The 21,327-nt window shown below is 60.1% G+C and carries 20 protein-coding genes and 5 pseudogenes; 16 read left to right on the top strand and 9 right to left on the bottom strand.

The annotated features are described in order from the left end of the window. Positions 1–166: 166 nt before the first annotated feature. Both OYT13_RS11340 and OYT13_RS11335 read right to left on the bottom strand, forming a co-directional pair. The gene (locus OYT13_RS11340; RefSeq protein ID WP_268567746.1) at positions 167–2,146 is read right to left on the bottom strand and encodes a tyrosine-type recombinase/integrase; all 1,980 of its coding nucleotides are present in this window, start codon (positions 2,144–2,146) and stop codon (positions 167–169) included. Positions 2,147–2,518: 372 nt separating this feature from the next. Further along, entirely contained in the window at positions 2,519–2,845 is a 327-nt protein-coding gene (locus tag OYT13_RS11335; RefSeq protein ID WP_017234402.1) for an antitoxin Xre/MbcA/ParS toxin-binding domain-containing protein, read from the bottom strand. Between the two features lie 402 nt (positions 2,846–3,247). On the opposite strand from OYT13_RS11335, the gene OYT13_RS11330 reads away from it, so the two are divergent. Both OYT13_RS11330 and OYT13_RS25260 read left to right on the top strand, forming a co-directional pair. Next, positions 3,248–4,261 carry an IS110 family transposase gene (locus tag OYT13_RS11330; RefSeq protein WP_268566701.1) on the top strand — a complete coding sequence of 338 codons (1,014 nt, stop codon included), beginning with the start codon at positions 3,248–3,250 and terminating at the stop codon, positions 4,259–4,261. 590 nt (positions 4,262–4,851) lie between these two features. Continuing rightward, complete coding sequence (locus OYT13_RS25260; RefSeq protein ID WP_150563910.1) at positions 4,852–5,079, top strand: integrase core domain-containing protein; 228 nt, start codon at positions 4,852–4,854, stop codon at positions 5,077–5,079. Positions 5,080–5,306: 227 nt separating this feature from the next. On the opposite strand, the gene OYT13_RS11325 is transcribed toward OYT13_RS25260, so the two are convergent. The 5 genes from OYT13_RS11325 to OYT13_RS11305 form a co-directional block, all read right to left on the bottom strand. Beyond that, positions 5,307–5,507 (bottom strand): hypothetical protein, encoded by a 201-nt coding sequence (locus OYT13_RS11325; protein WP_039830432.1) that lies wholly within the window; start codon positions 5,505–5,507, stop codon positions 5,307–5,309. Between the two features lie 159 nt (positions 5,508–5,666). After that, entirely contained in the window at positions 5,667–5,927 is a 261-nt protein-coding gene (locus OYT13_RS11320) for a hypothetical protein (RefSeq protein ID WP_165385207.1), read from the bottom strand. After that, complete coding sequence (locus tag OYT13_RS11315) at positions 5,888–6,100, bottom strand: GDCCVxC domain-containing (seleno)protein (RefSeq protein WP_083902328.1); 213 nt, start codon at positions 6,098–6,100, stop codon at positions 5,888–5,890. Before OYT13_RS11315 ends, OYT13_RS11320 begins: the two co-directional genes overlap by 40 nt. 7 nt (positions 6,101–6,107) lie before the next feature. Next, the gene (gene merP, locus OYT13_RS11310; protein ID WP_017234404.1) at positions 6,108–6,383 is read right to left on the bottom strand and encodes a mercury resistance system periplasmic binding protein MerP; all 276 of its coding nucleotides are present in this window, start codon (positions 6,381–6,383) and stop codon (positions 6,108–6,110) included. A 17-nt stretch (positions 6,384–6,400) separates the two neighbouring features. After that, complete coding sequence (locus tag OYT13_RS11305; protein ID WP_017234405.1) at positions 6,401–6,748, bottom strand: mercuric transporter MerT family protein; 348 nt, start codon at positions 6,746–6,748, stop codon at positions 6,401–6,403. 76 nt (positions 6,749–6,824) lie between these two features. Between OYT13_RS11305 and merR the strand changes: the two genes are divergently transcribed. The 5 genes and pseudogenes from merR (at position 6,825) to OYT13_RS11280 (ending at position 9,985) form a co-directional block, all read left to right on the top strand. Further along, on the top strand, positions 6,825–7,220 hold the full coding sequence (gene merR / locus OYT13_RS11300; RefSeq protein ID WP_017234406.1) for an Hg(II)-responsive transcriptional regulator: 396 nt from the start codon (positions 6,825–6,827) through the stop codon (positions 7,218–7,220). Between the two features lie 269 nt (positions 7,221–7,489). Continuing rightward, a complete protein-coding gene (locus tag OYT13_RS11295; RefSeq protein ID WP_017234407.1) occupies positions 7,490–7,624 on the top strand; it encodes a hypothetical protein in 135 nt (44 codons plus the stop codon). A 615-nt stretch (positions 7,625–8,239) separates the two neighbouring features. Then, on the top strand, positions 8,240–8,515 hold the full coding sequence (locus tag OYT13_RS11290) for a metal/formaldehyde-sensitive transcriptional repressor (RefSeq protein ID WP_017234408.1): 276 nt from the start codon (positions 8,240–8,242) through the stop codon (positions 8,513–8,515). 7 nt (positions 8,516–8,522) lie between these two features. Next, complete coding sequence (gene dmeF / locus OYT13_RS11285) at positions 8,523–9,782, top strand: CDF family Co(II)/Ni(II) efflux transporter DmeF (protein ID WP_017234409.1); 1,260 nt, start codon at positions 8,523–8,525, stop codon at positions 9,780–9,782. Positions 9,783–9,785: 3 nt separating this feature from the next. Next, positions 9,786–9,985: pseudogene (locus OYT13_RS11280) on the top strand (DUF1289 domain-containing protein). A 262-nt stretch (positions 9,986–10,247) separates the two neighbouring features. On the opposite strand, the pseudogene OYT13_RS11275 reads toward OYT13_RS11280, so the two are convergent. Continuing rightward, positions 10,248–10,608: pseudogene (locus OYT13_RS11275) on the bottom strand (transposase); the annotation flags it as partial. 108 nt (positions 10,609–10,716) lie between these two features. Between OYT13_RS11275 and OYT13_RS11270 the strand changes: the two are divergent. The 8 genes and pseudogenes from OYT13_RS11270 to OYT13_RS11235 all read left to right on the top strand — a co-directional run. Next, positions 10,717–10,950, top strand: a pseudogene (locus OYT13_RS11270) (IS110 family transposase); the annotation flags it as partial. Continuing rightward, a pseudogene (locus OYT13_RS11265) lies at positions 10,919–11,193 on the top strand (APC family permease); the annotation flags it as partial. The pseudogenes OYT13_RS11270 and OYT13_RS11265, both read left to right, overlap by 32 nt. A gap of 246 nt (positions 11,194–11,439) precedes the next feature. Further along, positions 11,440–13,365 (top strand): copper resistance system multicopper oxidase, encoded by a 1,926-nt coding sequence (locus OYT13_RS11260; RefSeq protein WP_150563911.1) that lies wholly within the window; start codon positions 11,440–11,442, stop codon positions 13,363–13,365. A 17-nt stretch (positions 13,366–13,382) separates the two neighbouring features. Continuing rightward, entirely contained in the window at positions 13,383–14,273 is an 891-nt protein-coding gene (locus OYT13_RS11255; RefSeq protein WP_150563912.1) for a copper resistance protein B, read from the top strand. A gap of 72 nt (positions 14,274–14,345) precedes the next feature. After that, positions 14,346–14,732 carry a copper homeostasis periplasmic binding protein CopC gene (copC, locus tag OYT13_RS11250; protein ID WP_017234413.1) on the top strand — a complete coding sequence of 129 codons (387 nt, stop codon included), beginning with the start codon at positions 14,346–14,348 and terminating at the stop codon, positions 14,730–14,732. A gap of 5 nt (positions 14,733–14,737) precedes the next feature. Continuing rightward, positions 14,738–15,661, top strand: a complete 924-nt coding sequence (gene copD / locus OYT13_RS11245; RefSeq protein WP_017234414.1) for a copper homeostasis membrane protein CopD — start codon at positions 14,738–14,740, stop codon at positions 15,659–15,661. A gap of 124 nt (positions 15,662–15,785) precedes the next feature. Then, complete coding sequence (locus OYT13_RS11240) at positions 15,786–16,457, top strand: heavy metal response regulator transcription factor (RefSeq protein ID WP_094067655.1); 672 nt, start codon at positions 15,786–15,788, stop codon at positions 16,455–16,457. Next, complete coding sequence (locus OYT13_RS11235) at positions 16,454–17,854, top strand: heavy metal sensor histidine kinase (RefSeq protein WP_150563913.1); 1,401 nt, start codon at positions 16,454–16,456, stop codon at positions 17,852–17,854. Before OYT13_RS11240 ends, OYT13_RS11235 begins: the two co-directional genes overlap by 4 nt. A gap of 18 nt (positions 17,855–17,872) precedes the next feature. On the opposite strand, the pseudogene OYT13_RS11230 reads toward OYT13_RS11235, so the two are convergent. Then, positions 17,873–18,145: pseudogene (locus OYT13_RS11230) on the bottom strand (TPM domain-containing protein); the annotation flags it as partial. Positions 18,146–18,290: 145 nt separating this feature from the next. On the opposite strand from OYT13_RS11230, the gene OYT13_RS11225 reads away from it, so the two are divergent. After that, the gene (locus OYT13_RS11225) at positions 18,291–21,206 is read left to right on the top strand and encodes a Tn3-like element IS1071 family transposase (protein ID WP_003049965.1); all 2,916 of its coding nucleotides are present in this window, start codon (positions 18,291–18,293) and stop codon (positions 21,204–21,206) included. Positions 21,207–21,327: the final 121 nt, after the last annotated feature.

Genomic DNA, 21,327 nt, shown 5'->3' with positions numbered 1-21,327 from the left:
CGGGTTCTGTCGCGCCAACGGCAGAGCCCGTTTGTATTTTCATGTTGGCGCTCGTATACGTCTCCTTTCGGATCGTTATGATCCGCCTCCTATATCGATAGGTCGTAACTCGCGCAAGGTCAAGTCCGGCGCGCGGTTGTGCCGTCCAACAAGCCGCGAATGTGGGCTACAGGTGTTCGCCAAACGCCTTGTCCATGTCCTCGGCCCGCTTGCGCCTCTCGGGGTGTAAGTATTGTGAAGTGGTGGCCAGGCTCGCGTGCCCCATTTGATCTTTCACCACGTCGAGCGCAGCACCCCGCGCTACGGCGTGTGTGCCAAAGGTATGCCGCAACCAGTGGGGGGTGGCCTGGCGGATTTGGTGGGCAGCCCCGGGATTGTCCGTTTCATAAACGCTTGCCGCCTCAGCGAGCGTTTGGCGAAGCATATTGGCGAGTCCATTGGGCGACAGGGGCTGATGCGGATGGCGCTGCGCATCCATGCCCAAGCGGCCGATGAGCGGGACATCCGGATCGATGTGGTCTACCACGTCCCCCATACCACGCTGCGCAAGATAGCGTTGCAGCATCTGCACCAGAGTCTTGGCCAACTCGACCACCCGCGTATGCTCGCCCTTGCCCGTGACAACCAGACGCCATCGCATACCTAGCCCGTCGAGGTTCTCGCATGACAAGTCCCCTACCCTTGCACGGGCAAGCTCAGATAACCGCATGCCCGTGGCGTAGGCAAAGCGCAGCACGAATTGTCGGCGTTGCGCTATCGGATCGGCAGGGTCGAGGCGGTCAAGGTAGTCCTTGAGCAACCCCCAATCGCCCTGGGAGAGACTACGACCGCGGTTGGCGCCTCGATGCCGGTGCCCCGGTTTCGGTTTAGCGATGAGCAGCCAGGGGTTGTAGCGCAGATACTGCACCGCCATAAGCCAGTTGAAGAGGCGCTGCAACACCGTCATCGACAGGCGGATGCTCGCCGGCGCGAGTGCGCTTGCGAAGGGGCGCCAAGTGGCGCTATAGCGAGGCAGGTGTCGTGATGCAATCCAGTGTGGCGCGGGCGAGGCGAGAAACTCCCGGTAGGCCGCGCCATCCTGCACGTCCACATCGGACAGTGCTTTGCCCCGCTCGAACCAAGCCCAGTTCAAAAAGCGTTCGGCGTGACTGCGATAAGAGCGCCATGTATTGCCGCCGATCGGGTGCAGCGTGGCGAGCCAGGCCTGCACGGCGCCGAGATCGTGTGCGACCATGAGCCGACAAGTGCTGCCTATCAAGCGATTGTGACCATCTTGTCCGTCCAACCCCATCGGGACGCTCAGGAATTCAAGTGGCGCGATACCGCCCAGTTGCGGTCGTAACAAACGCTGCACGTCAAGCCCCGCAGCGCGGCGCGGCACCAAGGCGTGAGCAGGTACGCCCTGTCCTAGCGAGCCCTCATGCGCGTCTAACCATCGCTGCAGGCGAGTGGCTGCGACCGGTCCCAATCGGTGTACGCGGGCATGCCAGCTCGGTCCGTGAGTACGGATAAAGGCAATCAAATCCAGCAGCGTGAGGATGCCAACGGTCTCGAGCCGACCGGCAATGGCCTGATGGAACCAGCCGCGCACATGGTGATGCACTTGCGGCTTGACGGCCAGCAACTGCTGCAGCCGGGCCAAGGCCCGCAACTGTCGAGCCCGAAGCCGATCATTGCGCACTTGCCGCCGATCGGAGCGCGCCTCTGGGTGGGCTTCTTGAAAGAGCGCAAGCAGCTCCTTTTGAGTAAAGCACTCATACGGATCGTAGGCTTCGGCAAAGGCTTCCAACGTGGGTATGCTGCTCGCGGATGCCGCGTCACCGGACATCAAAGGCGAGCCGATAAGCACTTCTGGTGCGATGCCGAGTACCCGTGCTCCCGTGTAGTCCCGTTCGCGGCGTGCGGCGGTGACCAATTGCTCACGTATCCAACGCAGCGTCGTTCGGGCCCGGCGCAGATCGAGGCCGGTCTCCAGGTACTGGTCGGCCAGACGCTCGAGCGGCAATCTTTCCAGATAGCCCCGGAACAACGCGAAGTGCTCGAGGCCGAGGTGCTCGCGGGCGGCCGGGGATGGGCGGGGGCGCCCCTCGGTGCCAATGAAGGCGACGTCCGTCACGTCGGATGAGCGGGATTTGACGTGCTGCATGGTCTTGCGCGGGTTACCTGTCTTGCGAGGATGCTTCCCCCCACCTCGTGCTGGATTCAATGGATCGTCGCACGTCGACGCCCTACCCGGCTAACCAAGGGGGGCCGCGCAGAACGCCGCTAGGGCATTGATTTGCAAAAGGATAGCGTTTGGACCTTGCGCTGGTGTTAGATTTATTGGACAAAATCGGCACTGATGCTTATGGCACTAATCATCAGTCAATTTTGAGAAATATTTCCAATGGATGTTCTGACCCCCGATGGGCTTGGGCGTGATCTCTCGTGGAGGCATTGGCGCGTTGATTACTTCGGCTGAATCAGGTTGCGAGCGAGGGCCCGGGCGCAAATTTTGATGATCGCAATATCGCCAACGCTATGCATAGGCCCCGCTCTGCATCCGTGCCAGGAGTGCCGACAAAAGCTCCTGCCCCAAAATCGTGTCCGAAAATTCCGCGGGACACCTGCCGCCAAGTGCCGGGGTTGGTTGCTGTAACCACTGGCCGGTCCAACGAGCCGGATCGAACCCGTCTGCCTGCCCCGACTGGACAACCATGGCCTCAACTTGCCCGATTAACCGGACAAGGCCAAGGACACGTTCGGCCTGGTCGACGGACAGGTGCTTCCGTTGCTTCACCTTGCGGTCGATTGCGGATCGAGAAAATCCTAGCGCCTTGACGAGGAATTCCTTGCTGATGTGCATGCGGTTTGCCACGCGCGGCACGTCACTTGCTCGCACGCCGTTCCTAATTCGTAAAACACGCTCATGTATCGTGGCTTGGTACATTTCCCGAGCCTCGGAGATGATGGACGTTGCGCGTTTGCCTCCCCTGTTACCCCTAGGGGAATTCTACGTTGCAGGGGCTGCCATTTTGTCTTACAGGGCGAGATACATGAACATGGCGAACACAAAGGCGATGGCAATCACACCCCCCCAACATTTCTGCGCTCCGGGACTTGATTGATTAATCGCGTCCGCAAGGTGGCTTCTTCTACGATACCTTCGACGTGCCATTTGCAGTGCGCTCCAAGGTGTCAGTTAATGGGATGGACTGCCCCCGAAGGGGTATCGTGCTAATGACTCATCTCGTGTTCGGAGGCCATCATGGCAATCTCTTTTCTCGGAATCGATGTGGCAAAAAATGTGTTCCAACTGCACGGCGTCGACGCGTCTGGGAAAATCATGCTACGACGCCGTGTCGCGCGGTCGCAACTCATGGAAGCTGTTCTGAGGCTCACGCCGTGCACCATCGGCATGGAGGCATGTGGTAGCGCCCACCACTGGGCCAGGGAGTTCGCGAAGCTGGGCCACGCGGTTCGGTTGATCAGTCCGCAGTTCGTCAAACCCTTCGTCAAGGGAAACAAAACCGACAGCAATGATGCAGAGGCCATATGCGAGGCATTACAACGCCCCTCAATGCGATTTGTTCCCGTAAAGTCTGTTGAGCAGCAGGATGTTCAAAGTCTGCATCGTGCTCGCAGTCGCTTGGTCAACAATCGAACTGGCTTGGTAAGCCAAATGAGAGGCATCTTGGCCGAGCGTGGCATCGTGTTTGCTCAGTCAATCACGCGGGCGCGTCGGGAGATTCCAACTATTGTTGCTGACACCGGCAATGCGCTCACACCGCTCGCGCGAGAAATGCTGTCCGATCTTATGGACCAGTTGCGTGAGCTTGACGGTCGAATCTCCGGTTTTGACAAGCGCATTGATGCGGTCTTCAAGGCCAGTGAAACGTGCCAGCGCATCGCGAAGATCGAAGGCGTCGGCCCCAAAACGGCCACCGCCATTGTGGCCGCTGTCTCGGACCCCAAAGACTTCAAAAACGGGCGTCATTTCTCCGCATGGCTGGGCTTGGTGCCTCGCCAGTGCTCAAGCGGCGACAAAACGAGACTCCAGGGAATCAGCAAACGCGGCGATCGACATCTGCGAACACTACTGATTCATGGCGCACGTGCGGTACTTCGAACTGCCCCCACCAAACAGGATAAAAAGCATACCTGGGCTTTGGCGCTTCAACAGCGGCGTGGCGCAAATCGTGCGATCGTCGCAATGGCCAACAAGATGGCTCGTACCATCTGGGCCATACTCGCCTCAGGCCAGCCTTACCGTCCTGCGTAACATTACCTCCACCGACGATGCGTTGATGATTGACAGTGGCACACCGGTCGATCCGGCGAGCAGGGAACCTGATTTTTATGACGGCCCTTGAGGTCTTCCAGTTGTTGAGGCCTGTTCGTGCGGATTTCCAGTTAGGCGCAGGACTTTTCCATGACGCCGGATATATGTACGCAATCGACTCCCGTGCTAATCAAAACATCAACTTGCTATCTAGGGCAGTCCATATATGTAAAAACTGGCGACGTGCCAACGATTCGATATTGGCAGTCTACCGGCGAGCGTGTGTAAGGACTTTACGCCACCTCCGTGCAGAATGGGGCTTGAAGCCTAACCCATTGAAACATCAATCTTGTCGCCAACAGCCCACCCGATTGCTTTCAAGACCTCGGCAAGCGGTCGACGCGATACATCAGCAATGCCGTCGGGAACTGGAACAAGACGTGTTCGGCACAGCCGACGTATGGAACGTAAGGTAACTGGCCCATGGGGATGTTCGCAAGTTCATTGTCGGAGTCTGACAGGGTGGGCTATGACGCAAAAATTTTTTCCGAACCCGTCGCCTACGCTACCTATTCCTCATCGACACCTTGATGCATTTCGGTAGGCAGTCGGTCAAACGCATCGAAACGTGGCGAATCGACTACCAATCGGCTCGACCGCATAGCGCCTTGGGGCAACTGGCGCCGGCCCAATTCCAGCACTGCATCAACCGAAATCTGGCCAGCCGGCCAACTTACGAATGGTGTACGCGGCAGGGTAAGGTCAAAAGGGTGCGAGGACTTGGCCCACCAACTCGCGGTCTACACCGCGGAAAATGACCGACAAGGCCTCGTCGCTGGAGCAAGCTCTGGCTTGACGTCGCCGAGAAGGTCTGAACCGGCCTATGGGGATTTTCTGCTGCCGCGATAGCCTGGATTACTGGTCGTAATCGACGGATTATTTTGGGACGTATATCGAGCAACAAATGGCTCGTTCGAGATCCCCACGCTGGGAGCCTCGACAGGAAACGAAACCTCTCGTACTGGATCAAGTTTTTGGATGAGCGTTAGTATGGCTTGGCCTTCTCCGCACGGCATTTCTCGAGCTCACGCGACAGTGCATCAATCTCCGACTGCATGTTGGCTGCTCGCTTGAGCAGTTGCCCCACCCGAAACCAATACTCATCACCCAAGTCGCCATCCGCCGAGGCGAGTTCGTGCAACTTGCGAAGTGCAATGGCCAGATCGATCTGATTCTCCGAAGACATCGACATGCTCCTTTTTTCGGCCCACATGCTACGTTCCCGTGCGAAATTCGGGTGGCGCGCACTTACGAGTTTATGTTCTCAGACCAGCTTGCCTGCCTCGAGTTTGAACTCTCGGTCGAGCACTCTTCTCGTTCCCAACGGCCATCTCCGATTTCGCCTTCACATTTTGACAAGGTGTTTTTGCAAACGGTAGCAGCCGAGTGTGGTCGATGTGATCTGCTCGGCTAAATCCGAACCAGTTTGACTGTTGGTTTTCAGGCAAAGCATCGCGCACACCGCCGGAACCACGGATTTGGCCATTTGGCCGCGACGCTTCCAACGGCGTGGTTTTCCCAGTCGCCATAGACGATCCGAGAGCGATTTAACCAACAGACTTGCCGCTACCCGCAGCATCCGCACTGCTGCTGGATCGGCGGACATTTGACCGAGCCGAACGAGCAGAAGACGCAACAGTCACCGGAGTTGGGGCGCAGCAGCATCATGCAGTGACTGCACTCGTAGTAATACTGGCAGGCGTTGGTGGGCATGGTTTCGTGTTGGGCAAAACCGCAATGCGGGCAGGTCAACAAGGACTCGAGGATGACGGCGTTCATCGCGGCCTCACTTGCGAACGGCGGACGGATAGCCCGCGTTCCCCGTCGCTTGCGTCAACGCCTGCGGCTGGGCCTCGTCGGGATCGTAGGTGACGGTGGCGGTCTTCTTGTCGAAATCGACCTTGACGGTGCTGACACCGGTCACCCGCTTTAATGACTTCGTGACCGTTATCGGACACAGATCGCACGTCATGTTCTGCACGTCAAGCGTGACCGTCTCCGGCGCGCCAGCCAGTGCCGCCAGAGGCAAGGCCGCGAGCACGGTCATCAGCAGTTTGCGCATGGAAACTCCCTTTCAGTTCAGTAGAGCAACGGTGCGAGCCAAGGCACGGCCAAGAGGCCGAGCAGCAAGAGGGCAATGATCCAGAACACACGTCGCTGACGATGGATCGGACGAAGATTTGCGCAGGGCATGTCGGGCGCGCAGACCTGCGGCACCCCATAGAGCTTGCGGAAGGCCAGCCCGAGAAACAGCAGCGTCAGGCCGATGAAGAAGGGCCGGTACGGCGCCATCGCCGCCAGGTTTCCGATCCATGTGCCACCGACGCCAAGTGCGAGCAGCACAAGCGGACCGACACAGCATACCGATGCGCCCACGGCGGACAGCACGCCCGCAATGAGCGAACCTTTCCCGCTGAGTCGCGCCATACGCTTCTCCTTGAATTAGTTTGCGTTGGTGATACTCTAAATCCCGTACTTAAGTACGGAGTCAAGGAGACATGTCGTGGCAACACTGAGTATCGGCAAGTTGGCCGAGGCTGCCGGGGTGAACATCGAGACGATCCGGTATTACCAACGGCGCGGCCTGCTGGAGGAACCACCCAAGCCGCCAGGCGGGCATCGTCGCTATTCAGCAGAGCAGCTCAAGCGGGTGCGCTTCATCAAGCGAGCGCAAGCGCTGGGTTTCACGTTGTCTGACGTTGGCGGCCTGCTGGCGCTCGATGCAGCGTGCGCCTGTAAGGAGACGCGGGCGTTGGCCGAGCGCAAGTTGGCGCTCATCGAGCGGAAGATAATCGACCTTGCCGCAATGCAAAAGGCGCTGGGCGCGCTGGTGCAGCAATGTGATGCGGGTGGCGGCGGGCCCAACTGTCCGATCATTGATGTGCTGGCTGGAGAATGAGCCTGAGCGCGCGAGTCCGTCGCCCCGCTGCCGCCGAGGGTGTGTTGATTGCCGCGCGCATGCATCGCTGTCGCAACTGTTCGACGCGTTGTTATGGCGGTGGCCGAGGCAGACCTGCAATGGAACCGCGTTGTCCGCACACTACGCATTTCCCGGCAACGCCACCGGCTGTGGATGTCAACGCCACGCAATGTGCAACGGTCTATAGTTCAAATGTGCAATTAAGGGACGGACCGTCCCGGGCGGTTCCCGAATTTTGGCGGGTCGACATGATGATTGCGATCATCATCTGCAAAGTGTGGCTGGTGCTGCTGCTCGGGGCAATTCCTTCCGAACCGACAGTACCGGGTGCCGACATCGGATCAGCCACGTTTTCCGGCGTCGTTGCCGACATGCCCCGCTAGCGCGAATTCAAAGCGTCCGGAGCAGACTCTGGACACCCGCTTCGCCTTCCAATCTCTCCACGCTCGTGCTGCCGTCGGGGTCATTCCGCTCACGGCAGCCCCGCGCTTGCCATGAACTGCTTTCACGGCCATAGGATGCAGTTCAAAGTGTCCGAGTGCGCCAGCGCGGTACAAACATCGGCACGCGCTCGCGGTAGTCCGCATACGCCCGCCCAAAACGCTCCATCAATCGAGCCTCTTTTCGCGTTGCTAGGCGCACATAGGCAAACACGATAGCCGGGGCCAGTCCCAGCGTGAAATGAGGGGTATACGGATTCTGTGGTTGGTTTCGGCTTGTGCGGCGCAGCAGTGGCTGAAGTGGGGCGATCGTTGATTCCGAGGGCACAAAACGGCCATTAGCGACCGCCCGCGAGCACTGCAACGGAGACATCCGAATGTTTCCTCCGTAATGCCAAGCTGGCATTCCATTCGAAAGCACCACACCCGGCAGGTTGAAATTTTCTGGCGCGAAGCGTCGCACTGGCAACGCTCCATTCAACCCTCGTTTGATAGAAACGTATACCCCCGTACCCTATATGTAGTAAGATAGCCCCCTACACTATTTGGGGGCTGGCCGTGAGCCATACGATTCGCGAAAAGCAGAAGCTGCTCAACCGGGTTCGCCGTATCAAGGGCCAGGTCGAGGCCATCGAGCGAGCACTTGAAGAGGAGCGTGGATGTATGGATGTGCTTCAGCTCATCACTAGCAGCCGGGGTGCAATGAACGGGCTGCTCGCGGTCGTTCTCGAAGACCACATCCGCACGCATCTCGTCGACGCAGAACCGCACGACGACGAGCACGGCAGCGGCACCGAGCAACTGATCGAAGTGGTGCACAGCTACTTCAAGTGAGAGAGATATGAGCAAATTTGAGGACGCCGCTTTCGGGGCGGGACACGATCACATTTTTCTGGGCGTAGCCCACGAAGACAATGAGCGCAGAACCTGGATGGTGATTGCGCTGTGCAGTGCGATGATGGTGGCTGAAATTGTCGGCGGGAGTCTTTTTGGCTCTCTCGCACTCGTCGCCGACGGTCTGCACATGTCAACGCACGCTGGAGCGATGCTCATCGCCGCTTTGGCTTATACGTACGCCCGCAAGCATGCTGGCGACTCCCGCTTCGTATTTGGCACCGGCAAGCTGGGAGATCTCGCGGGCTTTACCAGCGCCATCGTACTCGCGATGATCGCGCTGCTGATCGCGTACGAAGCTGTTTCGCGCTTTCTCTCGCCCGTGCCCATCCACTTTGGTCAGGCGATCCCCATCGCCGTACTTGGACTGCTGGTTAATCTTGCGAGCGTCTGGCTGCTAAGCGGCGATCACCACGGCCATGGACATAGCCACGGGCATAGTCATGGCCACAGTCACGAGGAAGAGGTGCATCGCATCTTCGGTAGCGCCGGCGTATTCGCCTTATCGGTCTTCGAAGACGGGGTGCCGCCTGTCTTCCGCATTGCACCAGAAACGGACTCTTCGAAGCTCAACGCCGATGCTGCTTCGGTTACGACGATCCGCCCCGACGGCACGCGCCAGACGTTCGCACTTGTCGATCGCGGTGGCTATCTGGAGTCGAAGGACCACATTCCTGAGCCCCATGCATTCAAGGCCGTTGTCCGCCTGCCCGATGGTGAACATCAAGTCTTGTTCGAAGAACACGAGCACGCCGATGCTCAGGATGGAGCAAACCGTGACCACAACATTCGCTCGGCCTACATTCACGTGATTGCCGACGCGGCGGTTTCCGTGCTGGCGATCATTGGACTGCTGCTTGCGCGTGCTTTCGGCTGGGTCTGGATGGACCCACTTGCGGGTGTGATCGGCGCACTGGTGATTGCGAACTGGTCGTGGGGCTTGATGCGCGATACGGGCGGCATCCTGCTCGACATGAATGCGGACAAGCGTATGTCCGAGAACGTCCGTCATGTCATCGAAGACAACGGCGATACCGTGCTCGATCTCCATGTCTGGCGCGTCGGTCCGGGGCATATGAGCGCGATCGTTGCGGTGGCCACCGATGAATCGCGGCGCAACCCGAGCTTCTACCGCGCAGCACTCAAGCGCTTCAAGGGACTGTCGCATGTGACGGCCGAAGTGAACCCGACCCGCGCAGTGGCCTGAGTGATGCCAGTCAAATCGCCATGCATCGATGTCTGTGCGTTCGATGGCAAGACCGGGCTTTGCATCGGCTGCTTTCGGACGCCCGACGAAAGCAGCGGCTGGAAGAAAATGACGACCACCGGCGTCATCAGATACTCAATGAGAAGACCCGGCGACAGGCGAAGGTAGCACGTGAGGTAAAGGTCGCTGAGGTGAAAAGCTGAAGGAATAGACGCGTTCCCCGGCACTGCCTGGGGGGGCGGAGTGCACCGTACTGCGGACGTTTGAGCGGGGAGCTTGTCACTGGCAGAAACGGCCTAGGGTGTGAGGAAACGCCGATTGATCCGCAGCATACGCGGCGGCCTGCGAGTCCTGCCTTGTTTTACTGTTTCCGCGGTCAATTCGGTGACGACGATCTGCTGAACGGCTCTGATGCCCTCCGCACCGTCGTCTTCGGTCCGCTCGGAAGGCGCAAAGGGCGGGTGCTTACGCACCCGTCAGCCGCATTGCTTTCATCGTTTTCGAGAACCCCAGTGTTTTCAGCACTCGCTTGAGGTTGTAGGCGAGCACATCCAAGCTCATCTCGGTGCCCACGTTGGCCAGCCTGCGTGCCAGGAAGTGTGTGTAGCCCATCCAGTGCTTGAACGTCCCGAAGACATGTTCGACCGGTTCGCCTGCGTACTGTCATCGCATCCGGAGTCTTGTCGAGCTAGCGTTGGACGGCTTCAAGCACAGTCTCATGCTCCCATCGGGGGATTCGTCGTTCGGGGCTCGGCGTGCACTGTGACTTTATCGCGCATTGAGAACAGGCGCTGCTCCAGTAGCGGCGCAGTTGCAAACCGTTTTCCCCCGGCTAAGGATTAGTTATCGATATATGGACAGCGCCGAACTCTCATGATTGCGTGCATGTGGAGGCTCGAATGATGTCCATGGGCGTCGCCGAATGAGTTGCTGAATGGAGGCATGCGGTGGTGCGCAACATTGGGCTCGTGAACTGACCAAACTGGGACATCAGGTCAGGTTGCTCTCACCGAGATTTGTGAAGGCATTCAACATCGGCAACAAGAGCGATGCGGCGGACGCGCGAGCGATCTGGCTAGCTGTCCAACAGCCGGGCAAGCACGTTACCGTAAAGACCGAAACGCAGCAGGCAGTACTTGCCATGCATAGGGTTCGGGAGCAGCTTCTACCTCGGGCTGACCGGGGTCGCTTGCGGCTGGTACTATCGCAAGGTGCTGACGCAGGGTCCGTGGGCCGTCGTGACCCATGTCATCTGGCCGGTGGCAAGCGGGCTCTTCCTCTTTTTCATCGCGGTCTACAGCATCCCGACCTTCGACTGGGCCACCAATGTCGTCGGCAGGCCGGCATTCTCATCGGTATCGTTCCGCTGCTGCTGAACCGCAAAAAGATCTGGGTAGCCCGGCGAGGCTGATCCGGCTGGGCGCCTGGCATTGGCCGCACGGGTCACCCGCTGACCCGTGCGAGCGGTGGAATTCGCGCATCGCCTCCCCGCGGCTGTCTTCAGCATGACAAATTCGTCATTTTGCCGTCATGTTATCGATGTCAGCGCCCGGATAATCTTGTGCCATGCCGCAAGGTACCGGCCGGGCGAACACCGCGGTACCGACTGACGGACATCGAGCCATACGGCGTTGTCGAGACAATCGGAAACGGATACATGCAAACGCACTTCGGCAGACGCACCTTCGTGAAGGGATTGGGGGCCGCCGGCCTTGCCGGCGGGCTTGGCCTGTGGCGTCCCCCAGTCTGGGCGATCTCGAGCCCGGGCCAACCCCATGTGCTCACGGGCACCCAGTTCGATCTCGATATTGGTCAGACCCCCATCAACATTACCGGCCAGACACGAACGGCCACGCTGATCAACGGCACCCTGCCCGGCCCGGTCCTGCGCTGGCGCGAAGGCGATGACGTTACCCTGCGCGTCGCGAACAAGCTTCAGGCGCAGACTTCCATTCACTGGCACGGCATCCTGCTGCCGAGCAACATGGATGGGGTTCCGGGGCTCAGCTTCAACGGTATCGACCCCGGCGAAACGTTCACCTATCGCTTCAGGGTGAAGCAACACGGCACCTATTGGTACCACAGCCATTCGGCCTTGCAGGAGCAGACGGGCGTGTACGGCCCGTTGGTCATCGACGCGAAGGATCCGGAGCCGTTCAAGTATGACCGGGATTACGTGGTCATGCTCTCCGATTGGACGGATGAAGACCCGCGGCGAATCCTGGCAAAGCTCAAGAAGCAGTCCAATTACTACAACTTTCACCAGCGCACGATCGCCGACTTCTTTCACGACGTCAGAACCCAAGGGTGGAGCGCGACAATCGCCGACCGAAAGATGTGGGCAGAGATGCGCATGAGCCCGACCGATCTGGCGGACGTCAGCGCCTACACGTACACGTATTTGATGAACGGGCAGGCGCCCAACGGCAACTGGACGGGCATCTTTCGCCCGGGCGAGCGCATCCGCCTGCGCTTTATCAATGGGTCGGCCATGACCTATTTCGACGTGCGAATCCCCGGCCTCAAGATGACGGTCGTGGCGGCCGATGGGCAATACGTCAATCCGGTCAGCGTGGATGAGTTCCGGATCGCGGTCGCCGAAACGTACGATGTGATCGTTGAGCCGGCGAACGGATCGGCTTATACGATCTTTGCTCAGTCGATGGATCGAACCGGCTTTGCCCGCGGCACGCTGGCCGTGCGCGAAGGGTTGGCGGCCGAGGTGCCCTCCCTCGACCCGCGCCCGCTGCTCACGATGGATGATATGGGCATGGGCGGCATGGATCACAGCGCAATGCCCGGCATGGATATGTCGAGCACGAGCGACGACGCGATACAGACCATGGATGGCACGCCTGCCAAGGATCCCAACGCCATGCCGGGCATGGATATGTCCAGCATGAGCGGTGAAAACCTGCAGACCATGGACGGCACGTCGAGCACGGATCCGGGGGCGATGCCGGGCATGGACGGCATGTCGGGATCGGCCACCGGCGCTGCGGCGGGCATGTCTGGCATGGATCACGGAGCCATGTCCGGCATGGGCGCCATGGGTGCGATGCAATCGCATCCCGCAACGGAAAGCGGAAATCCGCTGGTCGATGCGCAAGCCATGAGCCCCACGCCACGGCTCTCCGATCCAGGGATCGGACTGCGCAACAACGGACGTCGCGTGCTCACCTATGCCGACCTCAAGAGCACATTTTCCGATCCCGACGGACGTGAGCCGACGCGCACGATCGAACTGCACCTGACCGGCCACATGGAAAAGTTCGCCTGGTCGTTCGATGGCGTGAAGTTTGCGGACGCGAAGCCGATTCGCCTCAAGTACGGCGAGCGGGTCAGGCTGGTGCTGGTCAACGACACGATGATGACGCACCCGATTCATCTCCATGGCATGTGGAGCGATCTGGAGGACGAAGAAGGCAAGTTCATGGTGCGCAAGCATACGATCGATATCGCCCCTGGGTCGAAGCGAAGCTATCGCGTCACGGCCGACGCCCTTGGGCGATGGGCCTATCACTGCCACCTGCTTTTCCATATGGAGACGGGGATGTTTCGCGAAGTACGCGTGGAAGAATGATGCGAATGGATAAATCGATGTCGTCGACGATCCCGCGACGCCTCCACCGAATCGCCCTGGCCTTCGGCGTGTCGGCCGCCTTCGGTCACGCCGTTCCTGTCCTTGCGCAGTCGGCGGCTTCCCCGGCGCACGCGCACGTTCAGGCCGCGTCGGGGGACGTGGAGATTCAACCCATGCAACCCGCCGCATCGACCCCGACCGCGTCTCCGGTCCCGCCGCTCACCGACGCGGATCGCAATGCCGTATTCCATGGCGGGCATATGCACGATATGGGCGACGCGCAGATCAACTACCTGGTGCTGTTCGACAAACTGGAATGGCAACGCGCCGGCGGCGGCAATGCGTTGAACTGGGAAGGCACAGCCTGGGTGGGCGGCGATATCGACCGCTTGTGGATCCGTTCGGAAGGCAAGCGGACGGGACATGGTTTGGAGGACGCGGAAGTCCAGGCGCTTTGGGGTCATGCGATCAGTCCATGGTGGGACGTGGTCGGGGGCGTTCGCCACGACTTCAAGCCGGGACGGTCCCAGACGTGGGCCGCGTTAGGCCTGCAGGGGCTCGCGCTGTACAACTTCGACGTGGAGGCAACCGCCTATGTCGGCCAGGCCGGGCAGGCCGCCGCCAGGCTGGAAGGCAAATACGAGTTGCTCATTACCAACCGACTGGTGCTTCAACCGACGGCGGAAATCAATATCTACGGCAAGAACGATGCAAGCCGGGGTATCGGTGCGGGCCTGTCGTCCACCTCGCTCGGCTTGCGCCTGCGATATGAACTCGATCGCCAATTCGCCCCTTATATCGGTGTCAACTGGGACCGAAGCTACGGAAATACGGCGCGTTTCGCCGAGCAGGAGGGCCAGCGACGCAGCGAAGTGTCCTTTGTTGCGGGCGTTCGCGCCTGGTTCTGAGTCGGCGTTCGCACGTCCGGCGCACGACGTCCCCCCCTTTTTTTGCCTCACCCATTACCCACGGAGTTACCGATGAATCTTCGACACGTCGCCTCTCGCATCGCGGTGATCGCCGCCACTGGAGCCCTTGCCTCGGTCGCCTATGCGCATCCCAAGCTGTTGTCCTCGACGCCGCAGGAAAATGCCGAAGGCGCGGCGCCCGAAAAGATCGAGCTGCACTTTTCCGAGAACCTGATGACCCAATTTTCCGGCGCGGCGCTCGTCATGACGGGCATGCCGGGCATGTCCAGCCATGCGCCGATGCGGGTTGCCGCAAAGGTGTCGGGCAGCGACGATCCCAAGGTCATGGTCATCGCGCCGTCGCAACCCCTGCCGGCCGGCACCTATCGCGTCGACTGGCGCGCCATTTCTTCCGACACCCATCCGGTGACCGGGAAGCTTTCGTTCACGGTGAAGTGATCGGCATGGACAGTTGGGTCAACATCGCCGTCCGGTTCGCGCTCTACCTGGATCTCATGCTGCTTTTCGGATTGCCGCTCTTCGGGCTCTACGCGTTGCGGCGCCATGAACGACATTCCACGGATTTCGTGAGGCCGCTGCGCTCGCTGCTCGTGGCGCTGGTTGCCATCGGCATCGCGTTGTCTGTCGGCAGCATGATCGTAATGGGCAAAGCCATGACCGGCGCGTCCGATTACGCCTCGATCGGGGCGCACGCGTTTTCGATGCTGATCTCCGGTACGGCCTTCGGCGCGGCGTGGCTGGCTCGCATCGCCGCCCTGGCGGCAAGTCTTGCCGCCGCGCTCGCCCTTGCACGCCGCCCTACGACGTCGCTGGCGGTGGCCACCGTCTCCGGCGGTATCGCGCTGGTTACGCTGGCCTGGGGCGGACATGGGGTGATGGACGAAGGGGACAAAGGTGTCCTCCACCTCACGTCCGATGTCTTCCACCTCATTGCGGCCGCCGGATGGGTGGGCGCATTGACGGCATTCGGGCTGCTACTGCGCGTGGATCATTCGACGCCGCAAGCGCGCATCGCCCTGTTGAGCCGGACGCTGAACAGTTTTGCGGTCGTGGGCGCCATGATCGTCGTGACGCTCGTCGCCACCGGACTGATCAACTACGGCATGATCGTCGGTCCCACGTTGCGCGGTCTGTTCACCACCTCCTATGGGCAGTTGCTCGTCGTGAAGCTGGCACTCTTTGGCCTGATGCTCGGCCTCGCGGCGGCGAATCGCTACCATTTGGCGCCCTTGCTCGAGATCCGGGTACAAAGCGGGGATTTCCAGGGGGCGATATCCGCGCTGCGCCGGAGTCTCTTTATCGAAGCCAACGCTGCCACGGCGATCCTCGCTGTGGTCGCGGCGCTAGGCACGTTGAGCCCCGAATGACCGGGAGGGACGCCGCGGCATGCGCCGCGGACGTCCAGGCCGGGCATGGGATAATGCCTCGCTGCGCGGATGACGCCCACCCACGGCTCTGGCGGCATCGGCCGCCGGCCCGCCCAATTCTGATATGCGCATACTCATAGTCGAAGACGAGCCCAAAATGGCCGCCTACCTCAGGAAGGGTCTGATGGAGGCAAGCTATACCGTCGACACGGCGAACAACGGCAAAGACGCGCTGTTTCTCGCGCTGCACGAAGATTTCGATCTGATCGTGCTTGACGTGATGCTCCCGGAACTGGATGGCTTCGAAGTCCTCAAGCGCCTGCGTATACAAAAGCAGACGCCCGTGCTTCTGCTGACGGCGCGGGACACCGTGGAAGACAAGGTGACCGGCCTGGAGCTGGGTGCGGACGACTATCTGTCGAAACCGTTCGCCTACGCGGAATTCCTGGCCCGGATTCGATCACTCCTGCGGCGTGCTCCACGGGGTGTGCGAGACACGCTGGTCATCGCGGATCTTGAAATCGACCTGATCAAGCGCCGTGTGCGCAGGGGGCAGATCCGGGTCGACCTCACGGCGCAGGAATTCTCTCTGCTTCAGTTGCTGGCCGAGCGCCAGGGCGAGGTGCTGACGCGAACGTTCATTACCTCGCAGATATGGGACATGAACTTCGACAGTGACACGAACGTCGTCGATGTCGCCGTCAAGCGGCTGCGCGCCAAGATCGACAATGCCTTCGAGAACAAGCTGCTGCACACGGTCCGTGGGATGGGCTACGTGCTCGAGGATCGCTCGTGAGCTTCGACGCCAGGCCCTACTCCCTGCTGCGCCGTCTGACGGTGGCGTTTTCGACGGTCGCCATACTCGTATTCGCCCTGGTGGGCACGTTCCTCTATGATTCGTTGGCCACCGAGCTGCAGCGGCGCGACGACATCGAAATTACCGGCAAGCTGAACCAGTTCCTCCAGCTCATTCGCGATCAGGGCTCGATGGCGGCGATAAGGTCCAATCCGGCACTCTTCCACGAGGTGCTGCTCTCGCACCCTGGCGTCTATCTCGGCATCTTCGACGAGAACAACACGCCGCTCGTGGAACACTCGGACGCGGAGGCAGTAGACCTGTTGCCGGTAGCGACGTCGCACCACGCTTTGGGTGTGCCCTTTACTTGTGAGCCTGCGGGAATCGGCCTGTCGCGATGTATCTCCGGGCAGGCGGTGTTGCCGGGGGGCGGCACGGTTCGTGTCTCGCTTGTGCGCGCAGCGTCCGAGCGCCGATCTCTGCTCGACAGGTACCGCATTGACGTACTTCTCGCGATGGCCGCAGGGGCGGTGTTGGTCGGCACGCTGGGGTATGCCATTACCAGACGAGGGTTCCGGCCGATCCGCAGCATCGGTCGCCAGACCTCGCGCATCGAAGCGCATAACCTCGGCGAGCGACTCGACATTCGGGGCGGACCGCTGGAGCTTCAGGACATCGCGCTGTCTGTGAATCGAATGCTGGACCGGCTGGAACGCGCATTTGTGAGACTTTCGCAATTTTCGTCCGATCTCGCGCACGATATGCGCACGCCGCTTGCCAACGTCATCAGTTCATCGCAAATCACGTTGTCGCGCACCCGCACGATCGAAGAGTACGAAGCACTCATCGACTCCAACATCGAAGAATGCGAGCGGCTCCAGCGCATGACGGAAAATATGCTGTTCCTTGCTCGCACCGACAATGCCACACAGCACTTGGCGCTTGGCACGCTCGATGCGCAAAGCGAACTGCTCAGGCTTGCGTCTTACTTTCAGGGACTGGCGGAGGAGGCTGGCGTCGACATCGTTGTCGAGGCAGACGCTCGCATCTGGGCGGACGCGGGCATGTTTCGGCGCGCCGTGAGCAACCTCGTATCGAACGCGCTGGCGCATGCCGTGGCCGGCACCGCCATTACGCTTTGCGCCCATGAATCCTCGCACCACGCCATCGTCAGCGTGATGAACCTCGGGGAGTGCATCGCGCCCGAACATATCGAGAAAATTTTCGAGCGCTTCTATCGCGTCGATCCGTCTCGTCACGGATCCGCGAAGAACACGGGGCTTGGCCTGGCGATCGTCAAATCCATCGTGGAACTTCACCGCGGCAAGGTCGATGTCGTGAGCTCGGAGGGCAAAACCACCTTCATCTTGCTATTTCCGCGCCAACCGAGCGCATAGCGCCGCTCCCTCACCCCGTTACAAGACCACGGGCTTGTCGCTCAGCTCATTCGTGCCGCCGTCCCGTGCAGGGAAGTGTCGCCGCAGATGCCGGCCAACGGACTCGACGCCGGCGATGACACCGGCTTCGTATTCGCCTTTCTGAAAGGCGGCTTCCATCTGCCGGCACACGGCGCTCCATTCTCGCGCCCCGACTTTTTGATGGATGCCGCGATCCGCGACGATCTCGACGCTGCGATCCGCCAGCAGCAGGTAAATCAGAACGCCAGTGTTGTGCTCGGTATCCCATAGGGGGTCTCCTCGTTTTCAGTGCAATAAGTGACGGTACGCAAAGCTAGCACTGGCGCGGGGGTGGTCTGGGTAGACCGTTGATTTCATTGACTTTCCTGTTCGCTTTGTAAACGGGTATGGTGGCCTCCCACTTTTGAGGTTCACGATGCAGGGTTGGCACACAACGTTTTTGGGGATGCGTGGGCTCCCCCGCGATATCAGCGACTTCGAGATGAAGGCATTTTTCACCTTCGATGGTGCCGAGCGCGACGCAATCAATGCACGCCGAGGTGATTCCCACAAGCTTGGTCTGGCGCTCCATATTGGTTTCCTGCGCATGAGTGGGCGTTTGCTCGGTGCCTTTCGGGTAATTCCAGTAGCCTTGTGGCGCCACCTTGGCAACGAGCTTGGCATTGCAGCACCAGAAGTCGCCTCGCTGAGAGCCATGTATGAACGCGGGCGCACGCTATTCGATCACCAACAAGTAGCCTGCACGGTCCTTGGATTCCAGTGGATGAGCGAGCACCAGCGCCGCTCACTGGTACGTGAACTGCGCGACGAAGTGGCGCGCTGCGCCGACCGCGATCAGCTACTCGTGCGGGCGCGTCAATGGCTGTACAAGAACAAGCTGGTGATCGTGCACGAGCGGGCAATTCGGACACTGATTGCGGCGGCACTTGCCCAGCTTGAAGTTGAAACAGGCACCGCCATCGCCGCCAGCGTTGATCCAGCAACACTTGATCGCTGGCGAGCCTCAGTTTCAGAGCTGCGCCCAGATGGACAAACCCAGCAGAGTTGGCTATGGGCTGCACCGGCGAAACACTCAACCCGCCAAATCAGCGAGGTACTGGAGCGCATCGACCTGCTTTACACGCTGGACGTTCATAAGCACCTGGCAGACATCCCCGATCTCATCTTGCGCCGCTACGCGCGCCGACTTGTCTCCAGGCCGCCCTCAGCCGGAGCCAAGATCAAAGAGCCAGCGCGCACCGTGGAGGTCGCATGCTTTCTTCGGTATTGCCTGTTCACCACCACAGACCAGTTGATCCTTATGGTGCAGCGCCGGATCGCCGATCTGTGGCGTCAGGCTGCCGCCGATGTCCCCGCTACCGTCAATTGGGCCGCAATGTACAAAACGCTGCTCGGCGAACTTGTTGCCTTGAGCGCGCAAGGTGCGGTGCCAGATGCTGAGTTGCGTGCCCGTCTTGAAGCCTTGATCACCGAAACCCAGAAACGCAAACCACCGAGCAGGGCCTCCCTGGTCCGCGAGGGATTGATTGATGGAATTCGCCCCGTGCGGTCGTTGCTCGTCGCCATTGCAAAGCTGCCCTGGCAGGCCACCGGCGAGCATCCTGCCATCGAGTACCTTGCCAAGCTGCAAGCTTTATATCTCAAAGGATCCAGAAAGCTGCCAGTTGAAGTGGTGGCACCAAGTCTGGGAATGATCTGGCAGGTTTCGATCTCCAGCCCAGACCGGGAACGGGCGTTTCAGGCGTTGGAGGTGGCCACCCTGTTTGCCCTGCGCCGCGCGGTGCGCAATGGCTCGGTCTGGATTGAGCACAGCCTGAGCTTTCGGGGTCGTGCGCGCTTGTTCTTCACGGACGAGCGTTGGCAGGCAGAGTCCAAGAAACACTATGCCCGTCTATCGTTACCCAGCAAGGCTGCCACTTTCTTGAAGCCTTTGCTGGCCAGAGTAACTGCCGGTGTCGATGCGGTGGCCGCTGCAGCCCGCAGTGGCGTACTGCGCGTGGATGATGAACTCCATTTGTCGCCATTGCCCGCAGAGGACGAAGACCCAGAAGTGACCAAGCTGCGCGCGGCTTTGGATCACCGCATCGGTGAGGTTCAATTGCCGGAAGTGATTCTGGCCGTTGACGCCCAGGTGCGCTTTAGCTGGATCATGCTCGGACGTGAGCCGCGCTCTACCGACGAGCTGCTGATGGTCTATGCCGGCATCATGGCCCACGGCACCAGTCTGACTGCGGTCGAATGCGCGCGCATGATTCCGCAATTGTCTGCCACCAGCATTCGCCAGGCCATGCGCTGGGCGCGGGACGAACGGCGTCTGAGCCAGGCCTGCCAGGCTGTGCTGGAATTCATGCAGCGACACCCGATTGCCGCCACCTGGGGGCGGTCCGATTTGGCATCTTCTGACATGATGAGCATGGAGACCACCAAACGGGTGTGGCAAGCCCGGCTTGATCCTCGGCGCAACACACCTTCCATTGGAATCTACTCCCATGTAAAAGACCGGTGGGGCATCTTCCATGCGCAGCCCTTTGTGCTCAATGAGCGCCAGGCGGGCGTGGCCATTGAAGGTGTCATCCGCCAAGAAAAGCTGGAGACCAGCCAGCTTGCTGTGGATACCCATGGCTACACCGACTTTGCCATGTCACATGCCCGTTTGCTTGGTTTTGATCTTTGCCCGCGGTTGAAGGAACTCAAACAGCGCCACCTCTTTGTGCCACGCGGCACCAAAGTGCCCGCAGAAATCGCTGCGGTGTGCGAAGCCAATGTCGACGTCGCTTTGATCGAAAAGCATTGGGATAGTCTGGTGCACCTGGCAGCCTCGGTCATGAGCGGACATGCCAGTGCGGTGGCAGCTCTTGCGCGGTTCGGTTCTGCCGCCCAGGGCGATCCAATCTATGAGGCTGGCGTGCAATTGGGGCGGTTGCTGCGTACGGCGTTTTTGGCTGACTACTTTGTCAAGGACGCTTTCAGGAACGAGTTGCGCCGGGTGCTCAATCGGGGCGAGGCTGTTAACGCCCTCAAGCGCGCCATTTATACCGGCCGGATCAGCCCGGCGCAGGCCAAACGTGTCGATGAAATGCAGGCTGTGGCCGATGCGTTGAGCCTGATGGCCAACATCGTGATGGCGTGGAATACCTCACAGATGCAGGCGGTCCTGGATCGCTGGTCGAACCGCCGCCAGGTCATTCCACCGGAACTGATCGGGAAGATTGCGCCCACCAGGCTGGAGAGCATCAACTTGCGGGGTGTGTTTCGCTTCCCGGTTGACCGCTATGCTGACCAAATCCTGCCTTCGCGGCCAAATGCATCGATAACTGGCACCAATGGATGAAACCGACCACGGTTTGACGCCACGAATCGCAGATTTGAAAGTGAACAGGAAAGTCAATGAAATCAACGATCTACCAACACCACCTCCGCGCCAGTGCTAGCTTTTCGTACCGTCACTTATT

The sequence above is a fragment of the Pandoraea sp. XJJ-1 genome, from assembly GCF_026802345.1.
GTDB classification, from domain to species: domain Bacteria; phylum Pseudomonadota; class Gammaproteobacteria; order Burkholderiales; family Burkholderiaceae; genus Pandoraea; species Pandoraea cepalis.
This window is presented reverse-complemented; position numbering and strand designations above follow the sequence as displayed.

Bases quoted from the DNA above. Each gene is read 5' to 3' on its own strand.
- OYT13_RS11340 (WP_268567746.1), bottom strand. From the start codon at position 2,146: ATGCAGCACGTCAAATCCCGCTCATCCGACGTGACGGACGTCGCCTTC.
- OYT13_RS11335 (WP_017234402.1), bottom strand. From the start codon at position 2,845: ATGCACATCAGCAAGGAATTCCTCGTCAAGGCGCTAGGATTTTCTCGA.
- OYT13_RS11330 (WP_268566701.1), top strand. From the start codon at position 3,248: ATGGCAATCTCTTTTCTCGGAATCGATGTGGCAAAAAATGTGTTCCAA.
- OYT13_RS25260 (WP_150563910.1), top strand. From the start codon at position 4,852: ATGCATTTCGGTAGGCAGTCGGTCAAACGCATCGAAACGTGGCGAATC.
- OYT13_RS11325 (WP_039830432.1), bottom strand. From the start codon at position 5,507: ATGTCTTCGGAGAATCAGATCGATCTGGCCATTGCACTTCGCAAGTTG.
- OYT13_RS11320 (WP_165385207.1), bottom strand. From the start codon at position 5,927: ATGTCCGCCGATCCAGCAGCAGTGCGGATGCTGCGGGTAGCGGCAAGT.
- OYT13_RS11315 (WP_083902328.1), bottom strand. From the start codon at position 6,100: ATGAACGCCGTCATCCTCGAGTCCTTGTTGACCTGCCCGCATTGCGGT.
- merP (WP_017234404.1), bottom strand. From the start codon at position 6,383: ATGCGCAAACTGCTGATGACCGTGCTCGCGGCCTTGCCTCTGGCGGCA.
- OYT13_RS11305 (WP_017234405.1), bottom strand. From the start codon at position 6,748: ATGGCGCGACTCAGCGGGAAAGGTTCGCTCATTGCGGGCGTGCTGTCC.
- OYT13_RS11295 (WP_017234407.1), top strand. From the start codon at position 7,490: ATGATGATTGCGATCATCATCTGCAAAGTGTGGCTGGTGCTGCTGCTC.
- dmeF (WP_017234409.1), top strand. From the start codon at position 8,523: ATGAGCAAATTTGAGGACGCCGCTTTCGGGGCGGGACACGATCACATT.
- OYT13_RS11260 (WP_150563911.1), top strand. From the start codon at position 11,440: ATGCAAACGCACTTCGGCAGACGCACCTTCGTGAAGGGATTGGGGGCC.
- OYT13_RS11255 (WP_150563912.1), top strand. From the start codon at position 13,383: ATGTCGTCGACGATCCCGCGACGCCTCCACCGAATCGCCCTGGCCTTC.
- copC (WP_017234413.1), top strand. From the start codon at position 14,346: ATGAATCTTCGACACGTCGCCTCTCGCATCGCGGTGATCGCCGCCACT.
- copD (WP_017234414.1), top strand. From the start codon at position 14,738: ATGGACAGTTGGGTCAACATCGCCGTCCGGTTCGCGCTCTACCTGGAT.
- OYT13_RS11240 (WP_094067655.1), top strand. From the start codon at position 15,786: ATGCGCATACTCATAGTCGAAGACGAGCCCAAAATGGCCGCCTACCTC.
- OYT13_RS11225 (WP_003049965.1), top strand. From the start codon at position 18,291: ATGCAGGGTTGGCACACAACGTTTTTGGGGATGCGTGGGCTCCCCCGC.